Annotated in this window: 14 protein-coding genes and 1 tRNA gene; 1 reads left to right on the plus strand and 14 read right to left on the minus strand. The window is 37.2% G+C overall.

The features are described from left to right. Positions 1–19: 19 nt before the first annotated feature. The 9 genes from QMN76_RS02730 to QMN76_RS02770 form a co-directional block, all read right to left on the minus strand. Positions 20–1,303 carry a c-type cytochrome gene (locus tag QMN76_RS02730; protein ID WP_282023851.1) on the minus strand — a complete coding sequence of 428 codons (1,284 nt, stop codon included), beginning with the start codon at positions 1,301–1,303 and terminating at the stop codon, positions 20–22. A 33-nt stretch (positions 1,304–1,336) separates the two neighbouring features. Beyond that, positions 1,337–1,579: a hypothetical protein gene (locus tag QMN76_RS02735; RefSeq protein ID WP_282023850.1), complete on the minus strand. Its 243-nt coding sequence runs from the start codon at positions 1,577–1,579 to the stop codon at positions 1,337–1,339. A gap of 48 nt (positions 1,580–1,627) precedes the next feature. Beyond that, positions 1,628–3,799, minus strand: coding sequence for a xanthine dehydrogenase family protein molybdopterin-binding subunit (locus QMN76_RS02740; protein WP_282065697.1), 2,172 nt, complete (start codon positions 3,797–3,799; stop codon positions 1,628–1,630). Next, on the minus strand, positions 3,792–4,256 hold the full coding sequence (locus tag QMN76_RS02745) for a (2Fe-2S)-binding protein (RefSeq protein ID WP_282023848.1): 465 nt from the start codon (positions 4,254–4,256) through the stop codon (positions 3,792–3,794). The genes QMN76_RS02740 and QMN76_RS02745 overlap by 8 nt, the downstream gene beginning before the upstream one ends. Before the next feature lie 95 nt (positions 4,257–4,351). Further along, positions 4,352–7,090 (minus strand): cation:proton antiporter, encoded by a 2,739-nt coding sequence (locus QMN76_RS02750; protein ID WP_282023847.1) that lies wholly within the window; start codon positions 7,088–7,090, stop codon positions 4,352–4,354. Between the two features lie 326 nt (positions 7,091–7,416). Then, positions 7,417–11,943 (minus strand): glutamate synthase large subunit, encoded by a 4,527-nt coding sequence (gene gltB / locus QMN76_RS02755; RefSeq protein WP_282023846.1) that lies wholly within the window; start codon positions 11,941–11,943, stop codon positions 7,417–7,419. Positions 11,944–12,039: 96 nt separating this feature from the next. Continuing rightward, positions 12,040–13,449: an NAD(P)-dependent oxidoreductase gene (locus QMN76_RS02760; protein WP_282023845.1), complete on the minus strand. Its 1,410-nt coding sequence runs from the start codon at positions 13,447–13,449 to the stop codon at positions 12,040–12,042. Between the two features lie 128 nt (positions 13,450–13,577). Continuing rightward, the gene (locus QMN76_RS02765) at positions 13,578–14,549 is read right to left on the minus strand and encodes a complex I NDUFA9 subunit family protein (protein ID WP_282023844.1); all 972 of its coding nucleotides are present in this window, start codon (positions 14,547–14,549) and stop codon (positions 13,578–13,580) included. Between the two features lie 170 nt (positions 14,550–14,719). Continuing rightward, on the minus strand, positions 14,720–15,739 hold the full coding sequence (locus QMN76_RS02770) for an Ldh family oxidoreductase (protein ID WP_034336615.1): 1,020 nt from the start codon (positions 15,737–15,739) through the stop codon (positions 14,720–14,722). A gap of 140 nt (positions 15,740–15,879) precedes the next feature. On the opposite strand from QMN76_RS02770, the gene QMN76_RS02775 reads away from it, so the two are divergent. Continuing rightward, positions 15,880–15,965: transfer RNA gene (locus QMN76_RS02775), tRNA-Leu, on the plus strand. Positions 15,966–17,156: 1,191 nt separating this feature from the next. On the opposite strand, the gene QMN76_RS02780 is transcribed toward QMN76_RS02775, so the two are convergent. The 5 genes from QMN76_RS02780 to QMN76_RS02800 all read right to left on the minus strand — a co-directional run bounded on the left by QMN76_RS02780 (position 17,157) and on the right by QMN76_RS02800 (position 20,834). Beyond that, the gene (locus QMN76_RS02780; protein ID WP_200867598.1) at positions 17,157–17,300 is read right to left on the minus strand and encodes a hypothetical protein; all 144 of its coding nucleotides are present in this window, start codon (positions 17,298–17,300) and stop codon (positions 17,157–17,159) included. Positions 17,301–17,493: 193 nt separating this feature from the next. Further along, positions 17,494–17,622 (minus strand): hypothetical protein, encoded by a 129-nt coding sequence (locus QMN76_RS02785; RefSeq protein ID WP_282023843.1) that lies wholly within the window; start codon positions 17,620–17,622, stop codon positions 17,494–17,496. A 38-nt stretch (positions 17,623–17,660) separates the two neighbouring features. Beyond that, on the minus strand, positions 17,661–18,764 hold the full coding sequence (locus QMN76_RS02790; RefSeq protein WP_282023842.1) for an SGNH/GDSL hydrolase family protein: 1,104 nt from the start codon (positions 18,762–18,764) through the stop codon (positions 17,661–17,663). Between the two features lies 1 nt (position 18,765). Beyond that, entirely contained in the window at positions 18,766–20,604 is a 1,839-nt protein-coding gene (locus tag QMN76_RS02795) for a LamG domain-containing protein (RefSeq protein ID WP_282023841.1), read from the minus strand. Then, positions 20,601–20,834, minus strand: coding sequence for a hypothetical protein (locus QMN76_RS02800; RefSeq protein ID WP_282065698.1), 234 nt, complete (start codon positions 20,832–20,834; stop codon positions 20,601–20,603). The genes QMN76_RS02795 and QMN76_RS02800 overlap by 4 nt, the downstream gene beginning before the upstream one ends. Between the last annotated feature and the right edge of the window lie 394 nt (positions 20,835–21,228).

A 21,228-nucleotide genomic window follows, 5' to 3' on the forward strand; every position in this document is an offset into this window, starting at 1 on the left:
TTTTGATATAAATAAAGGATTACTGCAATTTTAATTGCGCCCGTTCTTGCTTTACTTGTTTTGCGGTTACATGTCCATTCCTATTTCCGAAATGCGCGATCACATAATTTGCGATATCAGCAATATCTTGATCACTATATCCATCTTTAAAACCTGGCATAGGAAATGTTCCTAATTTGGAATCTTTTAGCTCTGAACCTTCTAAAATAACCCGAATTAAGTTAGTCCCTTTGGTCAACGTTACCGTTTTAGAACCCCACAGACTTTCATACTCACCTTGTCGCCCTTGACCATTTTGTTGGTGACAAGAAGCGCACAGGGCTGCGAATAAATGACTGCCATGACTGCGACTGGGCTCTGCATTTTCAAGATCAGTTGGAGAAATATTAGCCGCGCCTTCTCCTTTTTCTTTGGCTGGTAAGGAACGTAAATAAATCACAATCGCACGAATATCTTTTTGGCTCAGTTGAGATAAACTTGTATTAATAATTTCTGCCATCGGACCCACGGCTGCCCCATGCCCCTCAACATAACCTTTGGATAAATATTGTTGGAGATCTTTATCGCTCCAAGAACCAATTCCCGTATCCCCATCAGAGGAAATATTATACGCAATCCAACCATTATAAGTTGAGCCAGAATAATCATTGGTTGAAGCCCTGCCATTAGACCAATCTTTGGGAGAATGACAATATGCGCAATGCCCTGGGCCCTCTACTAAAAATTTACCTCGGTTCCATTGTGCAGATTTGTCAGGATTGCTCTGAAAATGCCCCTCTGTGTCATTCTTCCAGTTCCATGCACGAATTGCCCATCTCATATTATATGGAAAAACCATATCTTCCTGATGAACTTTATTCTTAATAGCAGGTTGTTGATCTAAATAAGCTTTGATTGCTAAGATTTCGTCTGTGCTCATTAAGCTATAAGCAGAATAAGGCATCACAGGGTATAAATGCTTATCTTTATGCCCAACACCATCTTGTAAAGCACGAATAAATTCTTCATCCGTATAATTACCAATACCTGTTTCTTTATCAGATGTAATATTGGAAGAATAAACGATGCCCTGGTTTTTGATCAGAAATGCCTTGCCCCCAGCTAAAAATTTATCCTCCTTAACTGTATGACAAATTTGACAGCCCGAAGCACGGAATAAATATTCTCCTTTAGCAATCTGAGCTTGTTTTGGATTAATTTGATCTTCTTGTGCCAAAACCTGTTCAAAAGGCAATAAAACAACAACAAGAATTATTCCTTTTACAAATGCTTTTTGAATTAAATAACAAGAAAAATTAATCATAAACCTATTCTAAACCTTATCAAACCATAATTATTAATATTTAAATCTGTTAATTATTATTCCATATACTGATGAAATAATACCTATTATTGCGCTTATAATTCCTACATCTAGGCCTAAAGACTGCCAGTTATCGACAATATTAGTCCCATCTTTTAAATATAGATGTCCTAACACGAAACCGTATAATGCTAATAGACTTCCAAGGCCTATTCCAATAAATCCACAACCAACACCGACCAGATAACCTATTGACTTATTATGATTTTTAAACATTTCAATCTCTGGTTTTAACTAAAATATTAAGATCAATTTATTATAAATTTAAAGCAAATATTTATTCAAGGGCAAACTATATAATTGTTTGTTCAAAATTGATCCTAAAGCATGTGCTAATGCAGGAGCAGCAACAATTGTACCCAGCTCTCCTACGCCCGAGGGTGCCTCATCACTTTTTATAATATGCACTTCTATTTGTGGTGCTTCATTCATATGTAATATACGATATTGATTAAAGTTACGCTGTACTATTTTCCCTTGTTCAAGTTGAACCTCATTATAAAGGGCTGAACCTAGCCCTATTATTGCACTACTTTCAATTTGAGCTGCAATTTGATCTGGATTAACTGCCAATCCACAATCAACAGCCACAATCACACGGTGTAAACGTACAACTGACATTGCAGTGACCTCAGCTTCGACCACCATTGCAATATAGCTATTAAAAACATGTGCTAGTGCAAAGCCTCTACCTATATCTTTTGAAAGTGGTTGATCCCATTGTGCATGTTGAGCAACCAGATCCATTACTGCTGTTGCTCTTGCATCTACTTTTAATTGCTTACGATATTCAATCACGTCTTTCTTGGCTTTAACCGCGCATTTGTTAATGATAGATTCTATCACAAAAACATTTCGCGTTGCACCATTACCTTGCCACCAACCAGGAATAATCGCATCAATATCACATCTAGTATAATTCAGCTGATAATGTGGTATTTCATAAGGAATTGTATTAATCCCCAAAAATAAATCGGGATCCATTCCCTCTTTGGTTAATTGTGATTTATCCCACCTTGCCATAATCGAAGGCCCAACAAGGTTATGTTTAACTGTCGTTAATAACCCATCAGCACCAACCCCAACTTCAATCTGATCTAAATATGGAGGACGCACATGATCTTGCAGAAAATCTTCCTCTCGAGACCAAACACATTTCAAAGGATATGAAATTTTTTGTGCAAATTTAACAGCTTGAAGAATATAATCCTCATCCAAGCGACGGCCAAAACTGCCCCCTACATAGACATTATGAAAAATAATATCTTTTTTATCTCTTTTTAGGAGCTCTGCAATTCGGTCCTGAGTTCTTAAAGGCGTTTGTGAACAAGACCATATTTCACAATGATTATCATTAATCTCTATAGTACAACTCAAAGCTTCTAATGCAGCATGTGCCAACATGGGTTGCCTATAAGTCATTTTGTAAACGTGACTGGTTGCAGCCAAAGCCGTTTCGATTTTTACAGAACTATTACTATATCCGACAATTCCTTTTTGATCACTTGCTTGAATAAGTTGTTTATAAATACTATCGGTTGAAGTCATTCCATTAGGGCCAAAATCCCATTCAATTTTTAACAACTTTGCAGCCTTAGAAGCAGCCCAAAAATGCTCTGCAATAATGCAAACCATATCTTCAAGGCTCAATATATCAACAACACCTTGAACCTGCCTTGCTTGTTGATCATGAATACGAACTAATTTGCCCCCAACAACCGGACAAGCAATCATATAACCTGTCTTTATTGCTGGTAAGCTAATATCCGCAGCAAATATCGCTTTACCATTAATTTTTGAAGGCGTATCTACCCTTGGTTGAGACTTACCTATTAGACTATAAGCTTCTTTTTTCTTTAAAATAATGTCTTTGGGTATAGATAATTTATCTGCTGGTACTAAAAATTGTGAATACGGTGATTGTCGATTGTCTGGCCCGTATATTTGCCCTTTTTGTGTATAACATTGATCTGGATTTATTCTCCAAAACTGTGCTGCCGATTCAATCAGCATTATTCGTAAAGTTGCCGCAGCCTGTTGAAGAGGGAACCAATCTTTTTGAGTTGACCCAGATCCCCAAGTAATTTCTGTCAATTCACCCTTTAAAATATATTCTGGACTAGGTAAGGCAGGCCGTACTTTTACAGCAGATAGCTCAACTTCCAGCTCTTCGGCCAATAACATTGCTGCTGCTGTATAAATCCCTTGCCCTAATTCAATATCAGGAATACGGAAGACAACTTCATTACTGGGTGTAATTTCAATATAAGCATTATGATATTCAAGAGAAGACTTACGGTTATCATCGTCAGTAGAATTTTTAAACTTTAATGATGATTGGCTATCCTGAGCTTTCCCTGAGAATAAAGGAAAAGAAAATCCAAGTGCCAAAGCTCCAGCCCTCGTTAAAAAAGCACGTCTTGATATGTCACTCATCTTCTGTGCTTCCAATCGCAACTTTAATAGCATTTCTTATCCGCTGATACATCCCACAACGACAAATATGTCCAGAAAGAGCAATATTGATTTCTTCTTTACTGGGTTTTTCATTCTCATGAAGTAAAGCGATAGCCGCCATAATTTGACCTGGTTGACAATATCCACATTGTGTAGGCTGTTTTTCAACCCAACCATCAAGTATTTTTTGTGCAATTGGGTCGTTCCCCAATCCTTCAATGGTAATAATTGATTTCTCACCAATATTACCTACGGGCAGGATACAAGACCGCACAGGCTTACCATCTAAATGCACCGTGCAGGCAGCACATTCTCCTGTTCCACAACCATATTTAGCTCCTGTCAGTCCTATAATATCGCGCAAAACCCAGAGCAGTGGCATATCTTCGGAAACATCCAAATTAACCATTTTATTATTAATATTTAATGTAATCATAATATACTATGTCTGTTTTAGAGTTCCAGTGACTACCTTAATCATAAAGGAAAATATTCTTTCCCTTATGATTAATTAACTTTTCATAACTTGATCTATTGAAAAGGATCTTCACCGTTTTTTTCTTCAGAGTTTCGTGGCTCGACAACATGAGATTGATCTTCTTTTGTTGCAGCAACCTTTTCATCTTCTGTTCCTGATGATAAGTTTTCTTCCTGTTCAACAGTATTTTCCTGATTATCATTTTCTCTTTGAGCTTTAAGAGAGGAAACTGACTTACCTTCAATTGCTGGAGGCATATATTCTAACAAAGGCATTGTGTCTTTTGAATCGTATTCAGCCTCTGGGCGATTACGTGCAAAGTCAATTTGCACTAAATTATGACGAACAACAGGATACTCAGATACTAAGCGCTTGAACACATCAATAGGCATAGTTAATAAATAACCAAATCGCAAGGAACGATAAATTGAGGCTGTTCTATGTTTTCTTGCTATTAATTCATTCGCACCTAAAACATCTCCTGCACCATACGTAAATGCTTTATCTTCTATATGTGTTTCGAACAAACCATTACTAATAAAGAAAACATTTTTAATTCGTTCTCCACGAGAGTAAATTTTTTGCCCAGGAAAAACGAAATAAATCGACATTGACAGACTTAAATCATACAACACCGCTTGTGGAATGCCACGTAAACAAGGCAACTCTTGCACTCGTTGCTCAATCCCGCTTTTTAAATTAAATTTTAAACGACGATTATATCTTGAGTAACGCTTTTCAATCCCTTTATCTAGCTCTTGATGCAACTCTTCACTAATCAAAGATTCAGTCAATAACCCATCATATTCCTCAGTTTCAAATCTAAGAGAAACCATCTTTAAAAAACGAGCCTCTAAAGCTTCTATGTAACCTTGATAATGCATACGCATTGTTTCTAGAGCATCATCTAACATGCGATTTTGACGATCTAAAACCTCAGAAATAATTTCAGCAACGCGCGTCCCAAGAGTGGGTTCTATCCGACGCTTAACAAAGCGTGTCAAAGAAATAGATACAAATCTTGAAACCAACAAAATCTCAAAACGTTCCATCATGCAATACATTAATGGACGATCTATGTGTAATGTGCGATGAATATTTTGTGCGATACGAAAGCGTAAAGGTGGATGCAAGCGTTTATGCATTGCCTTTACATACCCATAACGACCATCTTGCCAAGCACCATCAATGGCTGCTTCTGCTGAGCGTAACAAAGTCTCCATAACCCGTCTAGGCAATCCCTGCATGCGGAACAAGTCAAGCAAAATAGAACGTTCTTGCGCAGCAATCGTTATCAACGCTAGGGTAATTCGTTGACGATTTCCAATTGCCGTATCAAAAGTATTAGCCTCTTGCTCTTCCTCTATACGCCTGTCGAGCTCCTCAATAACATATCCCGTTGTTTGATTATTAAAACCAAACTCGTTCGCAGTACGCCTGGTTTTATCACGGACTCTGCCCAAACCAATACTAATAATTTGATGACGAACGGCTTGATCTATAGGCGTTAATTCGTTCAAACGAAAGTAAACAACAACAGCCCGTAAGGTCGTACCATTAACCAACAAAGTGATTAACACAAATCCCGTGGCAATAATTCCAACAAAATGAGAAATCGGTGTTGAAACCAACTCATTTTCAGTAACTGCCAACGCCAACGCCAAAGTAATAGCACCACGCAGCCCTCCCCAAACCATCGTTGCTTTAAACGGTGTTGGAACGGGAGGTGAAATCTTAGTAGCAGCCAAAATAGGCAGCATGCCAAAGATTACAATAGCGCGAGCAATTAACCCTGCAATCGTAGCAATTAAAATCAGCACACAATCCCACTTGGTCATTCCAATCAATAAACGAGGAACGAGCATTGAGGCTAAAACAAACAACAATGACCCGGCCCAAAAAACTATTTGTTGCCAAATTTCATTCAAAAATCGCCAAGTCTGAGGACGAAACGTTGATGGGCCATAGGCTGATAAAGTCAAACCTGCTGCAGCTGCAGCAACTACACCTGAAAATCCAATAATATCATCACAAACAATATAAGAGATATAAGGCAAAGCAACTGTTAATGTAATCTCACCCGCACGACCAGACGTAGAACCTAATGCCACAATCATCCACAAAGCAAGACGTGCAAAAACAAAACCAACGATGACTGCACCCACAAAAGAGATTAAAATACTAGCAGCAGAGCTCATAAAATGCACTTCTTTATGAGCAATAATTGCTGCAATTAACGTCGAAAAGATAGAGATTGCAGCAGCATCGTTTAACAAAGATTCCCCTTCAACAAGACGTGTTAAACGTGTCGCAGCACCAATTTCACGAAAAATGCCTGCCACTGCGGATGGATCTGTTGTTGCAACGATGGATCCTACCAATAAGCAAACAATCAAAGGCATACCCGAAAACGGATATAAAGCCAGCCCAATCATCGCAGTAGATAACACCACCGCCACAATCGCCAATAACAAAACCGTTCCCATTTCATGAGCAAGCCTGCGCACATCAATTGCAAGTCCTGCCTGAAAAACCAAGATCGGCAAAAATATTAAAAGGAACCCCTCACTATTTATCGGAAAATCCAACAGCACTTCGGCCGCGGTATCAAAAATAAAAATATGAGAGCTATGTAATACAAGATCAGCAGCCCCCCCAAGGATAATCCCCACAATCGCCAACAAAACTGTTTCGGATAATTCAATCCGTTTAGCCAAAGGCTGAACGGCACTGACGATAACTAAAAGAATGGCTGTTGCTAGTAAAACAGTAGCCAGGCCGGTAACTGGCATATTTATATCTCTCTCCGTTTAAAATAAATATGATATCTTTTTATAAACGCATATTAAACAGAGAAATCAATCGATGATCTATCAAATCACATCATTATGATCTTACATATATTCCGTTATGAAACTATCTGCCTCGTTTAAAATACTTACTTGACTATATTATGTATCATATTTTGATCACAATAAGAACGATAAATTTAATTACAAAACAACAACTGCTATTTTATGAAAATCTCCAGATTGATTTTATAACTCTTTTTGCAATTTCAAAAGAATAGGAGTGTATTAAATACACTCCTACAGCAGAGCTTGAATGCTAAGTTAAATTAGGCTGATTTTTGAATTGCAGTTTCTTTAAATTGAAAATTAATTGCTTTGGCATATTCAGTAGGCACAATATGCCAAAAATGCTGTAATGTATTTTGCCACTCATGTAACAAAGACGCTGCATATCGACTTTCTGTTTCTTTGACATGTTGCTCAATATGGTTACGCAAAACTTCTTCCCATTTCGAATCAATAACACGTTGCCACTGAACACTATCAGAGTTAACACGATCATTAAATTGTGCATGAGGATCATAAACAAAAGCCATTCCCCCTGTAAAACCAGCACCAAAGTTAACACCAATTTCCCCAAGAATAACAACCGTTCCACCCGTCATATATTCACACCCATTGGCACCACAACCTTCAACCACAGCAATAGCACCAGAATTGCGCACGGCAAAACGTTCACCAGCAATTCCAGCAGCATATAAACGCCCGGAGGTTGCACCATATAAAACTGTATTTCCAATAATCATATTATGATGTGAGATCAGTTTGGTTTCTGGCACAGGGCGGACAACGATGGTTGCTCCAGACAAACCTTTACCAACATAATCATTGGCATCACCGAAAACTTCCAGTTTCAACCCTTGAACTGCAAAAGCCCCCAATGATTGCCCAGCAGAACCACTCAGTCTGACTGTTAAATGATCAGCTGCCAACCCTGTCATACCAAAACGACGTGTAATTTTAGAAGAAATTTTAGTTCCAATTGCACGATATGTATTTTCAACATTATAACGCAATTGCATTTTTTCTCCGTGCTCAAACAAAGGCTGCGCATCGACTATCATTTGTGCATCCAAAGTTTCAGGAACCTCGTTACGCCCCTCACGTGTACAATATCTTGCATATGAGCCTGCATCAACACGAGCAAGCAAAGAGTTCAAATCTAAATCATCAAGATAAGAAGCCCCACGTAAAACTTGTTTTAATAAATCTGTTCGTCCAATAATTTCTTTTAATGAAGAAAAACCAAGAGAAGCAAGAATATTCCTTACATCTTCAGCAATAAAAGAGAATAAGTTAATAACCCGATCTGCACCATCTTGAACAAATTTCTTACGTAGATTTTCGTCTTGTGTGCAAACACCTACTGGACATGTATTAGAATGACATTGACGCACCATAATACAGCCCATCGCAATAAGGCTTAATGTTCCAATACCGAATTCCTCGGCACCTAACATCGCTGCAATCACGACATCTCGACCAGTTTTAATCCCACCGTCAACACGCAACGTAATCCGATGACGCAAGCGATTAAGCATCAAAACTTGATGTGCCTCAGCAAGCCCCATTTCCCAAGGGATACCACCATATTTAATTGAAGTTTGAGCAGAAGCACCAGTCCCACCATTATGCCCAGAAATTAGAATTGTATCCGCTTTGGCTTTTGCAACCCCAGCAGCAATCGTTCCAATCCCAGAAGATGCAACTAATTTAACCGCAACCGTTGCATCAGGGTTAATTTGTTTTAAATCGTAAATAAGCTGTGCCAAATCTTCAATGGAATAAATATCATGATGCGGCGGTGGAGAAATCAACGTAACCCCTGGCACAGCATGACGCAATTTACCAATTAATTCCGTCACTTTAAAACCAGGAAGCTGACCACCTTCGCCTGGTTTAGCGCCTTGAGCAACTTTAATTTCGATCTCACGACAATTATTTAAATATTCAGCCGTAACGCCAAAACGTCCTGAGGCAATTTGCTTGATCGCAGAAGATGCATTATCCCCATTAGCACGAGGTTTATAACGACTTGCATCCTCTCCGCCCTCACCAGAATCAGAACGCGCACCAATACGATTCATCGCAATAGCTAGGGTTTCATGTGCTTCTGGGCTTAACGCTCCCAATGAAATACCAGGAGATATTAATCGCCGTCTTAATTGCGTAATGTTTTCAACAGATTCAACAGGAATTGGTTTATTAGAAGATTGAAAATCAAATAAATCACGCAAAGCCATTGGAGGCTGCTCTTTAATTGCTTCTAAATATTTTTGATATAAAGGCCAGCTATCTTTTTCAACGGCTTGTTGGATCAGTTTAATTACATCTCCATTCAAAGCATGTTTTTCACCTTGTTTGCGCCACTTATATAATCCACCAATCGGTAAGATTTTTACATTGGGATCCCAAGCTTTTTCATGAAAAGTACTGACATTATGCGCAATCCCTGACAACCCAATACCTGAAATACGCGAAGACATCCCAGGGAAGAATTCAGCAACCAATGCACGAGACAATCCAATCGCTTCAAAATTATAGCCACCGCGATAAGAGGCTACAACCGAGATTCCCATCTTGGCCATAATTTTAAGCAGGCCCTTGTCCACAGCCTTACAATAACGTTTCATCGCTTCACGCAAAGACATATCACCAAAAAGGCCGCGTTTATGACGATCCGCAATACATTCTTGAGCTAAATAAGCATTGACGGTTGTAGCCCCTACCCCAATTAAGACCGCAATAGAATGCACATCCAAAGTATCAGCAGAACGCACATTCAAAGACGTAAACGTTCTTAAGGATTGACGTACCAAATGTGTATGTACCGCAGCAGTTGCCAAGATCATTGGAATTTGAGCAAGTTCTCTGGTTTGTTTTTCATCCGTTAAAAACACATGAGTACAACCCGCTCTGACGGCTTCTTCTGCTTCCAGACAAATACGTCCAATTGCTTGTCGCAGCCCTTTCTCTTCATCGGCAACTGTGAAATTACAATCTATTGTGACACCTGTTTTGCCACAGAAATCTTGTAACGCACTAAACTCACTGATGGTAAGAACGGGGCTAGATAATTTTAACATCTGACATTGATCAGAAGATTCATCCAAAATATTACCCAAATTACCCAAACGTGTATTTAAGGTCATCACTTGAGTTTCACGCAAGCTATCAATCGGTGGGTTTGTAACCTGACTGAAACGTTGACGGAAATAATGAGACAATCCACGATAACGATCACTAAGCACTGCTAATGGGGTATCATCTCCCATAGACCCAATTGCTTCAGCAGCAGATTCAACCATTGGCTGAAGCACCGTTTCCATATCCTCCAAGGTCATTCCAACAGCAAGTTGCCTTCTACGAAGCTCTTCTTGAGGAAATAAGCTCAGTTCATTTTCTTGATCTCTGACAATGGACGTAATCTGCTGTGTGTTTTTAACCCATTTACTATAATCATGACGCTTAACCAGCATCTCAGTTATTTCGTCAGGCTTATATAATTTACAGTTTTGCATATCAAAACCGATGGTTTGCCCTGGGCCAAGACGACCTTTTTCCAAAATCTCTGGTTCAGGAACGCGCACCATACCTGTTTCAGAGCCCAAAATCATCAGGTTATTAGAAGTAATCGTATAACGTAAAGGACGCAATCCATTTCGATCCAACCCAGCAATCACCCAATTACCATCAGTTCCACATAATGCTGCTGGTCCATCCCATGGCTCCATCACCGCATTCGCATAGCCATACATATCCTTGACTTCTTGGGTAAGACCATCTTGCATTCCCATTGCAGGCGGAATCATTAATGATTTCACTGTTGGTGCATTACGCCCAGCAAATGTTAATAATTCAAACACATTATCCAAAGCCGCTGTATCAGAGCCATTAAATTGAATAACAGGTTTTAGATCTGCCATATACGCATCAAGGTCAGGATGAGAAAGGCGGGTTTCATGGCTTTTCATCCAATTTATATTACCCGATAGCGTATTAATCTCGCCATTATGAGCAATTTTTCTGAAAGGTTGTGCCAATTTCCAAGTAGGGAAAGTATTGGTTGAATAGCGTTGATGATAAATTGTAAAACGACTGACAAAGCGCTCATCCAACAAGTCTGGATAAAAATCAGCAACATTTTCGGCTAAGAACATACCTTTGTAAATAACAGAACGACAAGATAAAGAGCAAATATATAAATCAACGTGACTTTCGATTGCTCTTTTTTCAATTTTACGGCGGATAATGTATAGATTACGTTCAAATTCAGCTTCAGAATGATCTTGCGTATTGCTAATTAAGATTTGCTCAATTTCTGGACGTGTTGCGTTCGCTTTTTCACCGATACAATCTGTATTAATAGGAACCTGGCGCCACCCATAAATTGCATATCCAAAAGCAATAATCTCTGTTTCTATAATCTGACGGCAACGTTCTTGACTGGACAAATCATTCTTTGGCAAGAATACCATTCCAACCGCCAAGCCATTTTCTTTGATATGATGATGACCACTGCGTATTGATTTTAAGAAGAACTCTTGGGAAATCTCGACATGAATTCCTGCACCATCGCCTGTTTTCCCATCGGCATCCACAGCCCCTCTGTGCCATAATGCCTTTAATGCCGTTAACCCAGCTTCCACTACATCACGACGTTTTTTACCATCCAAGGCAACTACAAAGCCCACACCACAAGCATCATGTTCTTGTTCCTGAGAATACACACCTGCACTGTTCAGGATTGCTTCATTTCTTTTTCTATCTTCAATAAAATCTGTATCGCTCATCTTTTTATCCGCCTATAGATGATTAAAACCTCGCCATTCTTTGGGCTGGCTTTTGTTAACTGAATATTTTGTTTCTATTTGTTGGTTTAAATTTAATTATTGTTCTTTTAACCATTTGGCAATTTGAGAAGCTGCATCTTGACCATCTTTGACCGCCCATACAACCAAACTCGCGCCTCGAACAATATCTCCGCCTGCGAATACACCTTCTATAGATGTCATAAAGTTATGTTTATCTACATTGACAGTACCGTACCGAGAAGCTTCTAAAGTATTGTCATTCCATAACTCAGATAAATTCTCTGGATCAAATCCTAATGCTTTGATCACCATATCTGCAGGTAATGTAAAGTGACTATCTTCAATGACCCTGACACTTTGACGTCCACCAGCATCAGGCAAACCTAACTCTGTTCTTAAAGCACGAATAGATTCAATTTTGTCGCTGCCAATAAAAGCTTCTGGAACAGCTTGCCAGATGAATTCTACACCTTCTTCTTCTGCATTTTTAACTTCTCGCATTGATCCTGGCATATTCACTTTGTCACGACGATATAGACATTTGACTGACTTAGCCCCCTGGCGTATGGCTGTACGCAAACAGTCCATGGCTGTATCACCACCACCAATGACAACGACATCTTTACCTCTAGCATCAATTTCAGGAGATATTGGTTGGCCTGTTCTTTGAGAAGCCATTAAATAGTCAAGTGCTTGAACAGCCCCTTTTAATTGACTGCCCAATAATTTTACTTCTTTTTTCTGATAAACGCCCGTCGCAACAAAAACGGCATCATGATTGGTTCGCAATTCTGCAAAGGAAAGTGTTCCTTGGTCTGTTTTATCGGAAATATTTATATTAAAATGAAATATTACCCCAGAATCTTCTAACCATTTTTGACGTCTTGCAACAATTTCTTTTTCAAGCTTGAAAGTCGGAATACCATAAGTCAGCAATCCCCCTGCTCTATCATAACGATCATAAATATGAACTTGATATCCTCGTTGACGCAGCACAACTGCCGCAGCCATTCCGCAAGGTCCTGCACCTACAATCCCGACAGATTGAGCTTGCTCTTTCACAGGTGCAATTGGTTGAACAAATCCACTTTTAAACGCTTGATCCGTTATATAAGCTTCGACTGCACCAATTGTAACGCTTTTAAATCCTGGCTCAATAACACAGCCACCTTCACATAAACGATCCTGAGGACAGATACGCCCACACAATTCAGGAAAACTATTCGTTTCAAAAGACAAAGCATATGCTTCTTCTAAACGGCCTTCAGCTGTAAGCTTTAACCAATCAGGAATATAATTTGATACAGGGCATTTTGTAGAACAAAAAGGAATACCGCATTGCGAACAACGGCTGGCTTGTGTTTTCGCTTGTTCATCGGAAAATCGACGATACGTTTCCAAAAAATCTGCCTTGCGAATTTCCGCAGGGCGTTTTTCGGGTTGCTGCTGATCAAGAGAAATAAATTTTAACATGACATTGGGCATAATATATCCATCGCTTTTACGATTAAAATTAATTGTTCCTAATGTCTATGCTATTCCCTAATCAAATAAAAGACAGTACTACTGACCTATTGTAAAAATAATTGAAATATCAGCTACTTTATAAGGTTTTATTGCTCTATACGACGTTGCAAACGCTTTAATTCGGTAAAATCATTAATAGAACGATAGCAATATAAATAAACAGGTGCAATTAATTCCAAGGGTTTTGGAACAATTCCCAATGCTAATAATCCATTTTCCTTTTGGCTTAAAACAGAATCATATTCCATCATATTCAACAATGCAGGCGTCATTATCGCACCAGGCATAAATTGTAATGTAAATGCCATCAAACGAATTAATACTAAACTTAATCCACTGACGTTATTATCGGTTCTAAGCCAAGATACAAGCCAGTTAATTAACTCACGATTAGTATAAGATTCTGGACCTGCAAGCTCGTAGATTTTACCAGCAGATTCAGATTGTTGAACGACTTTCATCACAGCGTCAGCAACATCCCCAACATAGACAGGTTGTAATTTCGTATTCACCTTATAAGCAGGCATAACTGGGAAATAGCTAGCCATATTACCTAGTTTATTTAAGAACTCATCTTCTGGTCCAAAGATAATGCTGGTACGTAAAATGACTGCTGATGAACAAGCTTGCAATACGACATCTTCACTCTTTTTCTTACTCGCTAAATAAGCAGAACGGCTATTTGATGATGCACCTAAAGCAGAGAAATGAATAAATTTCTTTACCCCTGCAGCAGCACAAATACGTGCAATATTTTGCGCTGCTTGAACATTATATAACTCAAGTTTTGATTTATTTTTTCCAAAAGCAAGCTCTGATAAATTAACAACGATATCTGCACCCTCAATGGCACGAATAACGGTATTTTCCTCGATAACAGAGCAATATAAAGGGGTGATATGCCCAACATTTCCAAAGGGTCTAATCGTGTTTACCAATGAAGGTTTGGGAACAGCAACACGAACAATATATCCTGCTTTGACTAGCCGCTCTACAACATAGCCTTCTACGAATTTATTATTACCAATAACCGTTGCTACTTTACGTTTATCACTCACCTAGACGCTCCTTGAACAAATATCAAACTAAATTCACTCTTTTATTCCTTTTATACTTCATGGATATATTGATCAAGGTTCAAATAACAAAACTCGGCTGAGATATTTATTATTATTTATTTAAAATCACTAATAAATATTGGCAAATATCGACTTCGAATGAGTAAATTTTATTCCAAGAGTTTTTGGATTTCAGAGTAAATATGCTTTGAGATAAAGACCCCATTTTCTTGGCTACGTTTTCGAGCAGCGAAACGACGCTGTGAAGGAAGCCGTGCACCTTGATCCGTTATAGATTTAAATAATCGCTCGGCACTAGCAGTTGTTTTGGCAATATTTCCCAGACCAAATTTACTAGGATCAAAAGCAAAAAGCAGTTCACCGTGGCAAGGAAAACTTTTTTTTCCTGCATCTAGATCAAGGGATTCTTGACTAGTTAAATCTTCGAGTAATGCACCAGACATCAGTTCAATCATTGTCGATAAAGCACTGCCTTTATATCCACCAAATGTTAACATAGAACCCCCATCAATAACGGCTTTAGCATTTTTGGTTATATTCCCATCACGGTCTATAGCAACATTATCAGGTAATTCTGTGTTGGTACGGTCATGAAGCTCAAGATCTCCACGTGCAATAGCACTGGTGGCAAAATCAAAAACATATGGATTAACTGCATGTTCTCTGGGCCAGCTAAAGGCCAAAGGATTAGTTCCCAACACAGGATAATTACCACCTGCTGGTGTTACCCAGGCATGACTTGGGGTCATTGCTATTCCAACCAGGCCATGTGCTGCAATTATCTCTACCTCAGGCCATAAAGCTGAAAAATGGTAGCAATGATTAATCTGTAAGGCAGCAATTCCAACTTGTTTAGTTTTTCGTGCTAGCTCTTCGACACCTTTTTCAAAAGCAAGCGGTGAAAACGCATATTGTGCGTCTACTTTCACAATCGATGTGTCGTCTATAGTCATTTTTGGCTCGGCTGTTTTGGAAACATGACCTTGATTTATAGTATGTACCAATACTCCCAAACGATAAACACCATGAGAAATACACTCATCCCTTTCCCCAGCCAAAATTACTTTGGCAATTGCACTGGCATGAGGTTCGGACACCCCATATTTAAACAATATTTTAAAAGATAAATCATAAATTTGATCCAAGGATAAATTTATTTTATTTGTCATGTAATACCGCCTTTGTTTAAAATTAGATTATTTTTAATGAACTATGCTAGCCAAGTCCTGATTCAAAAGGAAATATAAATCACTTCATCATCAAAAATAATTGACCTACACCCCTTCTTTATATAAAAGGCAGCATATAAGCCCCAATGGCGGAATGGTAGACGCGCAGGTTTCAGGTACCTGTGACCGCAAGGTCGTGGAAGTTCAACTCTTCTTTGGGGCACCAACTGTTAAATAAAATTAATATATTACAGTATATTTTGGTGTAATTAAACCTACAAATAATTTGTGGATCAAGTAAAAAATCTTTCAATAAGAGTATCGATACTAGCTGCCTATATTTTACCTATAAAGCTTCAATTACTTGTTAGAAGTGGTATCTATTAATTTCCACTTCTGCCTTACCCTCATTAGTATTAATTTTTGCGATAATTTTCATTTTTTAATAATAAATTGGAACAATTTTGTTCTTATTTGTTAGGAAGTATGAGCTGTCATGCAACAGCATATTCATGGTTTCCTTACAATAACCACGCAAAATTAAAACCAAAGCAAAGCAATGAATCTTAGATGTTGCAATTGCTTCAGCTTTATTAAAATGTTTTGAATTTTATCACCATCATTAATCGTCATTGCAATTTATGTTTGAACTCAGGGGATAAATTGTTAAATACTAATTTTCAATCAAAAGTTGATGCTATTTTTGGCGAACCAAAAAGCAAAGTTTTTTGATATCTATATCTAAAATATAGCCAATAATTTTTCCCTAAAGGTTCACTATCAAAATAACCAATGTCAGCAGTATCAAAAAAAAGAAAGCCTATAATGAACTCTTTTATTTCATTGGTAACAAACTTTGACCAACTTTAGAAAATTATCCTTCAAAACAATCATTCATTACAAACGAATAATGTTTTATCTCTCCTCAATTATTATATAATTTTTAAAAATCTCCCTCTAATTTTTTATAATATAGTCTGAGCTACTCTTAGTAATGCTATTTGTTAAACGAATACTAGATGAAGCATATACATGAAAATAGCGCCTCAAACCAAGGATATATCCATCATTTCCTCCATCACCACTAGCACGATCAACAGGGATAAAATCTTAAAAAAGATTGAAAGTTTATTCCATGCTCTTCAAATATTTTGAGTTTAAATATAATTTATCTGACATAAAGCTTCTCATATTAAATCATCAAAGAAGATATATCATTGTATTGTCATAATTTTTAAAATTTAACAAATATTACATCTATCTCTTCCGCCACGTCCTGATCAATGCACAAATTGTTCGGATAACGAATGATATTGGGATATTAATTACCACAACTAGTATTAGCCACGGATCATGCAACCTTGATCCACTGTACTATACTTTCCCACCACCAGCGCAAAAAGATTCCTAGTTTTCTCTAGCCTCTCAATATTTTTGAAAGCGCGTAGAGATTAATCGCAGCGAATACATCCCATGCAACTAAGCTGAAATGCCATTGACCATAAACTGAAATATTCAATGTTCCCCCAATAAGCAAAGAAGAGGCAAGAAATGTAGCCAATCTTCTGCTCATCAAGTTTTACAAAGCAAAGGGCAAGACATTAACAAACCTATGGATAAAATTAACTTAACTATTTTTACCATCTTTGTTCTCCTTAACAGGAACTGATGGTATTTTAAACGTGGACAGAGTGTGAATTTTTAAAGTTCGTATAATTTATTTGTCATTTCTGGCTATTTCCAAAAACTTACAATCATGTGCATAACATTACTATAACCGTCACCACAGCAACAATATCGCCCGCAATATCCACTGAAATTATACCAAGAAGATATTGGAATAACTGTATAAAAAATTCTGAATTACCCATATTAAATCTCATTTGAACCACCTCAAAATTTGAGGTGGTTCAAATATCATTTATTTCAAAGTATAAAAAGTGTGGCTGGTTGGATCACTATCTTTAATAGTTTTTTTAATGATGATTTCTTTATTGTTTCCGTAAATAACTTTGGCAACAGAAGGCAAGATAGTAGGTATAATTAAACTTTTGTATTGACCAATTTGTGGATGATGTCCTTGCAAAATATTTGAAAAATCTGCATCTACAAAATGCACTAAATCATCATCTTGATATTGTGATCGTAATCTTGAAAATTCAGCTAACCTTGTTCCTGTTTGGAAAGGACTTGTAAATATAATGTTTAAAGTAGGTTTTACTTCCCTTAATCTTTTAATAAAAAAAATATTTGCATTTATAAAATCATCAAATAACAAATTACCATCATTCGTGCCAATATTAATAAGTGCTATATCAATTCCAGACCAATCTCTTTTAATATCATTATCCATATATTCGAAATATGTGAAGATATTAGGAGCGTTTCCGTTACCAGTTTTGTAGAAACCTGTCCCCCCATAGCCTACAGTTGATATATTTAACCCTAATGATTTTCCTATTAACACCCCCCACGATAAAGTAGCATCAGTATTAATCCTATCACCATCAGTTTCACTTAATACCCCCCACCCCTCGCTTGAGGATGACCCAATCGCTAGCGCTGTTAAATTATAAGGTTTAGTATCCCATAAACTGCTTCCATCTGGTAGTTCTATAGATTTAACCGTTAACACATTATTGTTTTTAACATCACCAATAGTCCATCTTTGTTTATCAAAAGACGTAGACTTAACCCATATCTCAATATAATGAGAACTACAATTTTTCATAAATGGGTCAGTGGTAGCATTCTTAAATCCTACTGGCAGTTTCACCTCGATAGGAGCAATCGCTTTTGTGTAACCGTAATACGCATCATTAATTCGATATTCTACTATTGGTTCATATCCAGCAGCAACATTGGGTAACTCAAAATGAATTTTAATAATACCTGTGCCGATAGTTAAAGCATTCGTTGTAAAATTAAAATTAGCACCAGAAGAATAACATGTAGAATCTGTTCCTTGAAGTAACCAAGTTCCCTTTGAAAAATTTAGTTGTGTATTATTCGGATAAACCAACATGTTAAATCGTTTCCTTTAATACATCATTACTATAACTTGTAACCAACACACTGGCTCCCTTAGTATTGATAATAACAGGTGTATTATCTTGCGTATAACTGACTGTAGGTTGTGAAATATACGCTTTCGAGGTTTTCCCTGCTTTAACCGTCCTTAACGAAAAGCTTCCTGTAGTATTCGTGATTTTAACCAAGGGAGAAGTTTCATTTTCATTTTTAATTCTACTATCTTTTAACGGATAGAAAAAACCGTTCGTATTAAAATTAGTTGCGCTGATCGGTGTTAAAGAAGGATCATAATCTTTGTCTGCATATTTAGCTTTCCCTATCAGTAATGATATGTTCTTAATAATTAATGAATTTTCCTCTACAATATATGCGTTATAATCAAGACTACGAATATAAAAATATTCGAAGTTTGTGACAAAATATTTTGTATGCAGTAATTTTCCATCGATAAAAACTTGCATCAGATTATTATTGGATGAGATAGCCAGAGTGTGCCATATATCAAGCGTTAATGTGTCAACAAGTGTAACCTCAACATCAGGGTTCGCATTATGATATTTAATGGTTAGTTTGTTATCGCTTTTCGCAGTCAATCCTATGGAATAATTTCCTTGATAACGTCCACAAATAACTCGTCTAATACTAGTATCATTAATGGTAGAACTAAATTTAAACTGACATTCAAATGTAAAGGTGGGAACACTCATACTCACATTAAATGAAGCAACTCCACCAGTCATTCCCTCGGAGGTAAATATGCTTTTATTTTTATACGGTTCAACAGTAAAATAATATGGGTTTAACCATTGAAAACTATCGAAATTACTAGTCGCTTTAAGTAAAAATCCATCTGCGATTTTACCATTTGTATAGTTATTATTAAGACAAGGATAGTAAGCTTCATAATCATAGTTAGATATATCAACAGGCTGTTTATCTACTTTTGTTCTTTGAGTAGATGACAAAAATATATCTTTTACAGAACATTCATCAGTCGGAACAACTATATTTTCGTCACCTCTGAACCGTAATTCTGTCATTGCTCCATTATAAACTGAATAGCCTCTATTAAAATATTCTCCATCAATGGAGAAAGAGTTAAAACCTTCGTATCCACCATTCACGTTGATATGGAGTATATGATTGTTACCATCATTTAATTTAAGACCGTCTTTGGATGTCAAAGAGCTACATAATACTTCATATTGTTTATCGTTTCCATTATAAACAGAGACGGTATTTTTTGCCGGGTTCGCCCTAACATTCCATTTGTTAAGCCACCCTGCTATGTGGTAATCAACATCTTTATCTTTTATCCATAGAGTAAATGTTACTCTGATTTGCATTGTAGGCGGAACTGGTAATATTGCTTTTGTGTCGACATATAAATATCCGACCTTTACCCCATTGCCATCCGAGTTCCCACCAGTAGATATGTTTAAATGATCAGGTGCAAAATTTAGAGGCTGCACCCCATTATTTAATTTATACTGCTGTTCTAAGTTTAAATTAGTTACATTCAACGGAATCATTTCTCTACCCACTTTTACTAAAAATTGTTTTTTATTTGAATCAAAATTGATCGTTTCTTGTGGCAAATGGTCGAAAGAAGTTAAGCTATTAGTGTCTTTCAACTTGACCCCAGATAAAGATAAATTACAAAAACCATCAGATTTTATATTACCTTCGTCTGACGTATTCCTGTTTACATTAAGATATACATTTCCCTCATTAATGTAACTGATATCATCTTTACCAGTTTCTCCCCTATCCCCACGTAGGGTTATAAAATTTGAAACAACATCACTTAAATTCCCGACATTTTCAATCACAACACCTGTTCAAGTTCACCAATAAGAACAGAACCAATTTTAATAGAAGCTGGCTTTCCCTTTGGACCTGCAACAACCCCAACAGGATCATGATTAGAAGTCAGAAACTGTGTTCCAGCTTCGCCTTGAATATCTTGCGTGCAAATATCCCCTTGTGGATCTTGGTTGCTTTTATTCCCGACGACATAATGCGCCGCTACATTACCATCTTTAACAATACCCGCAGCCATAATTGATAATGAAACACCAAATTTACGCACAGAATTAGTATTAATTGTATAATAAATCGAATTCTTGCATAAGTGTTCAAGTTACCACCTAAAATTCGATATTTTAAAAACTGATTAGCAGTATTAATATTATCAACACCACCACCAGTCCTATCGGATGATTCTGAGACAACAGAAGTGATTGTTTCATTATGCTGCAAATGATTTTGTAAAAAAAATTATAATATATAGATTCAAAAAGTGCTTTGCACTGTAACTCAATTTGTATTTCATCAAGACAACCGACAGGCACTATTACTGTATTATCTGTTGATTGAGAAGCTGTGATTTGACTTGCGCATCTCATATACTTATTCCTAACAATTATTTTTAGAAAATATGTTTGCTTTAGAAA

Source organism: Commensalibacter papalotli (ex Botero et al. 2024) (assembly GCF_947179115.1).
GTDB classification, from domain to species: Bacteria; Pseudomonadota; Alphaproteobacteria; order Acetobacterales; family Acetobacteraceae; genus Commensalibacter; species Commensalibacter papalotli.

Coding starts and splice junctions, on each gene's coding strand:
- QMN76_RS02730 (WP_282023851.1), bottom strand. CDS start 1,303: ATGATTAATTTTTCTTGTTATTTAATTCAAAAAGCATTTGTAAAAGGA.
- QMN76_RS02785 (WP_282023843.1), bottom strand. CDS start 17,622: ATGAGATTTAATATGGGTAATTCAGAATTTTTTATACAGTTATTCCAA.
- QMN76_RS02745 (WP_282023848.1), bottom strand. CDS start 4,256: ATGATTACATTAAATATTAATAATAAAATGGTTAATTTGGATGTTTCC.
- QMN76_RS02760 (WP_282023845.1), bottom strand. CDS start 13,449: ATGCCCAATGTCATGTTAAAATTTATTTCTCTTGATCAGCAGCAACCC.
- QMN76_RS02800 (WP_282065698.1), bottom strand. CDS start 20,834: ATGGCTGCGGGTATTGTTAAAGATGGTAATGTAGCGGCGCATTATGTC.
- QMN76_RS02735 (WP_282023850.1), bottom strand. CDS start 1,579: ATGTTTAAAAATCATAATAAGTCAATAGGTTATCTGGTCGGTGTTGGT.
- QMN76_RS02770 (WP_034336615.1), bottom strand. CDS start 15,739: ATGACAAATAAAATAAATTTATCCTTGGATCAAATTTATGATTTATCT.
- gltB (WP_282023846.1), bottom strand. CDS start 11,943: ATGAGCGATACAGATTTTATTGAAGATAGAAAAAGAAATGAAGCAATC.
- QMN76_RS02740 (WP_282065697.1), bottom strand. CDS start 3,799: ATGAGTGACATATCAAGACGTGCTTTTTTAACGAGGGCTGGAGCTTTG.
- QMN76_RS02750 (WP_282023847.1), bottom strand. CDS start 7,090: ATGCCAGTTACCGGCCTGGCTACTGTTTTACTAGCAACAGCCATTCTT.
- QMN76_RS02790 (WP_282023842.1), bottom strand. CDS start 18,764: ATGTTGGTTTATCCGAATAATACACAACTAAATTTTTCAAAGGGAACT.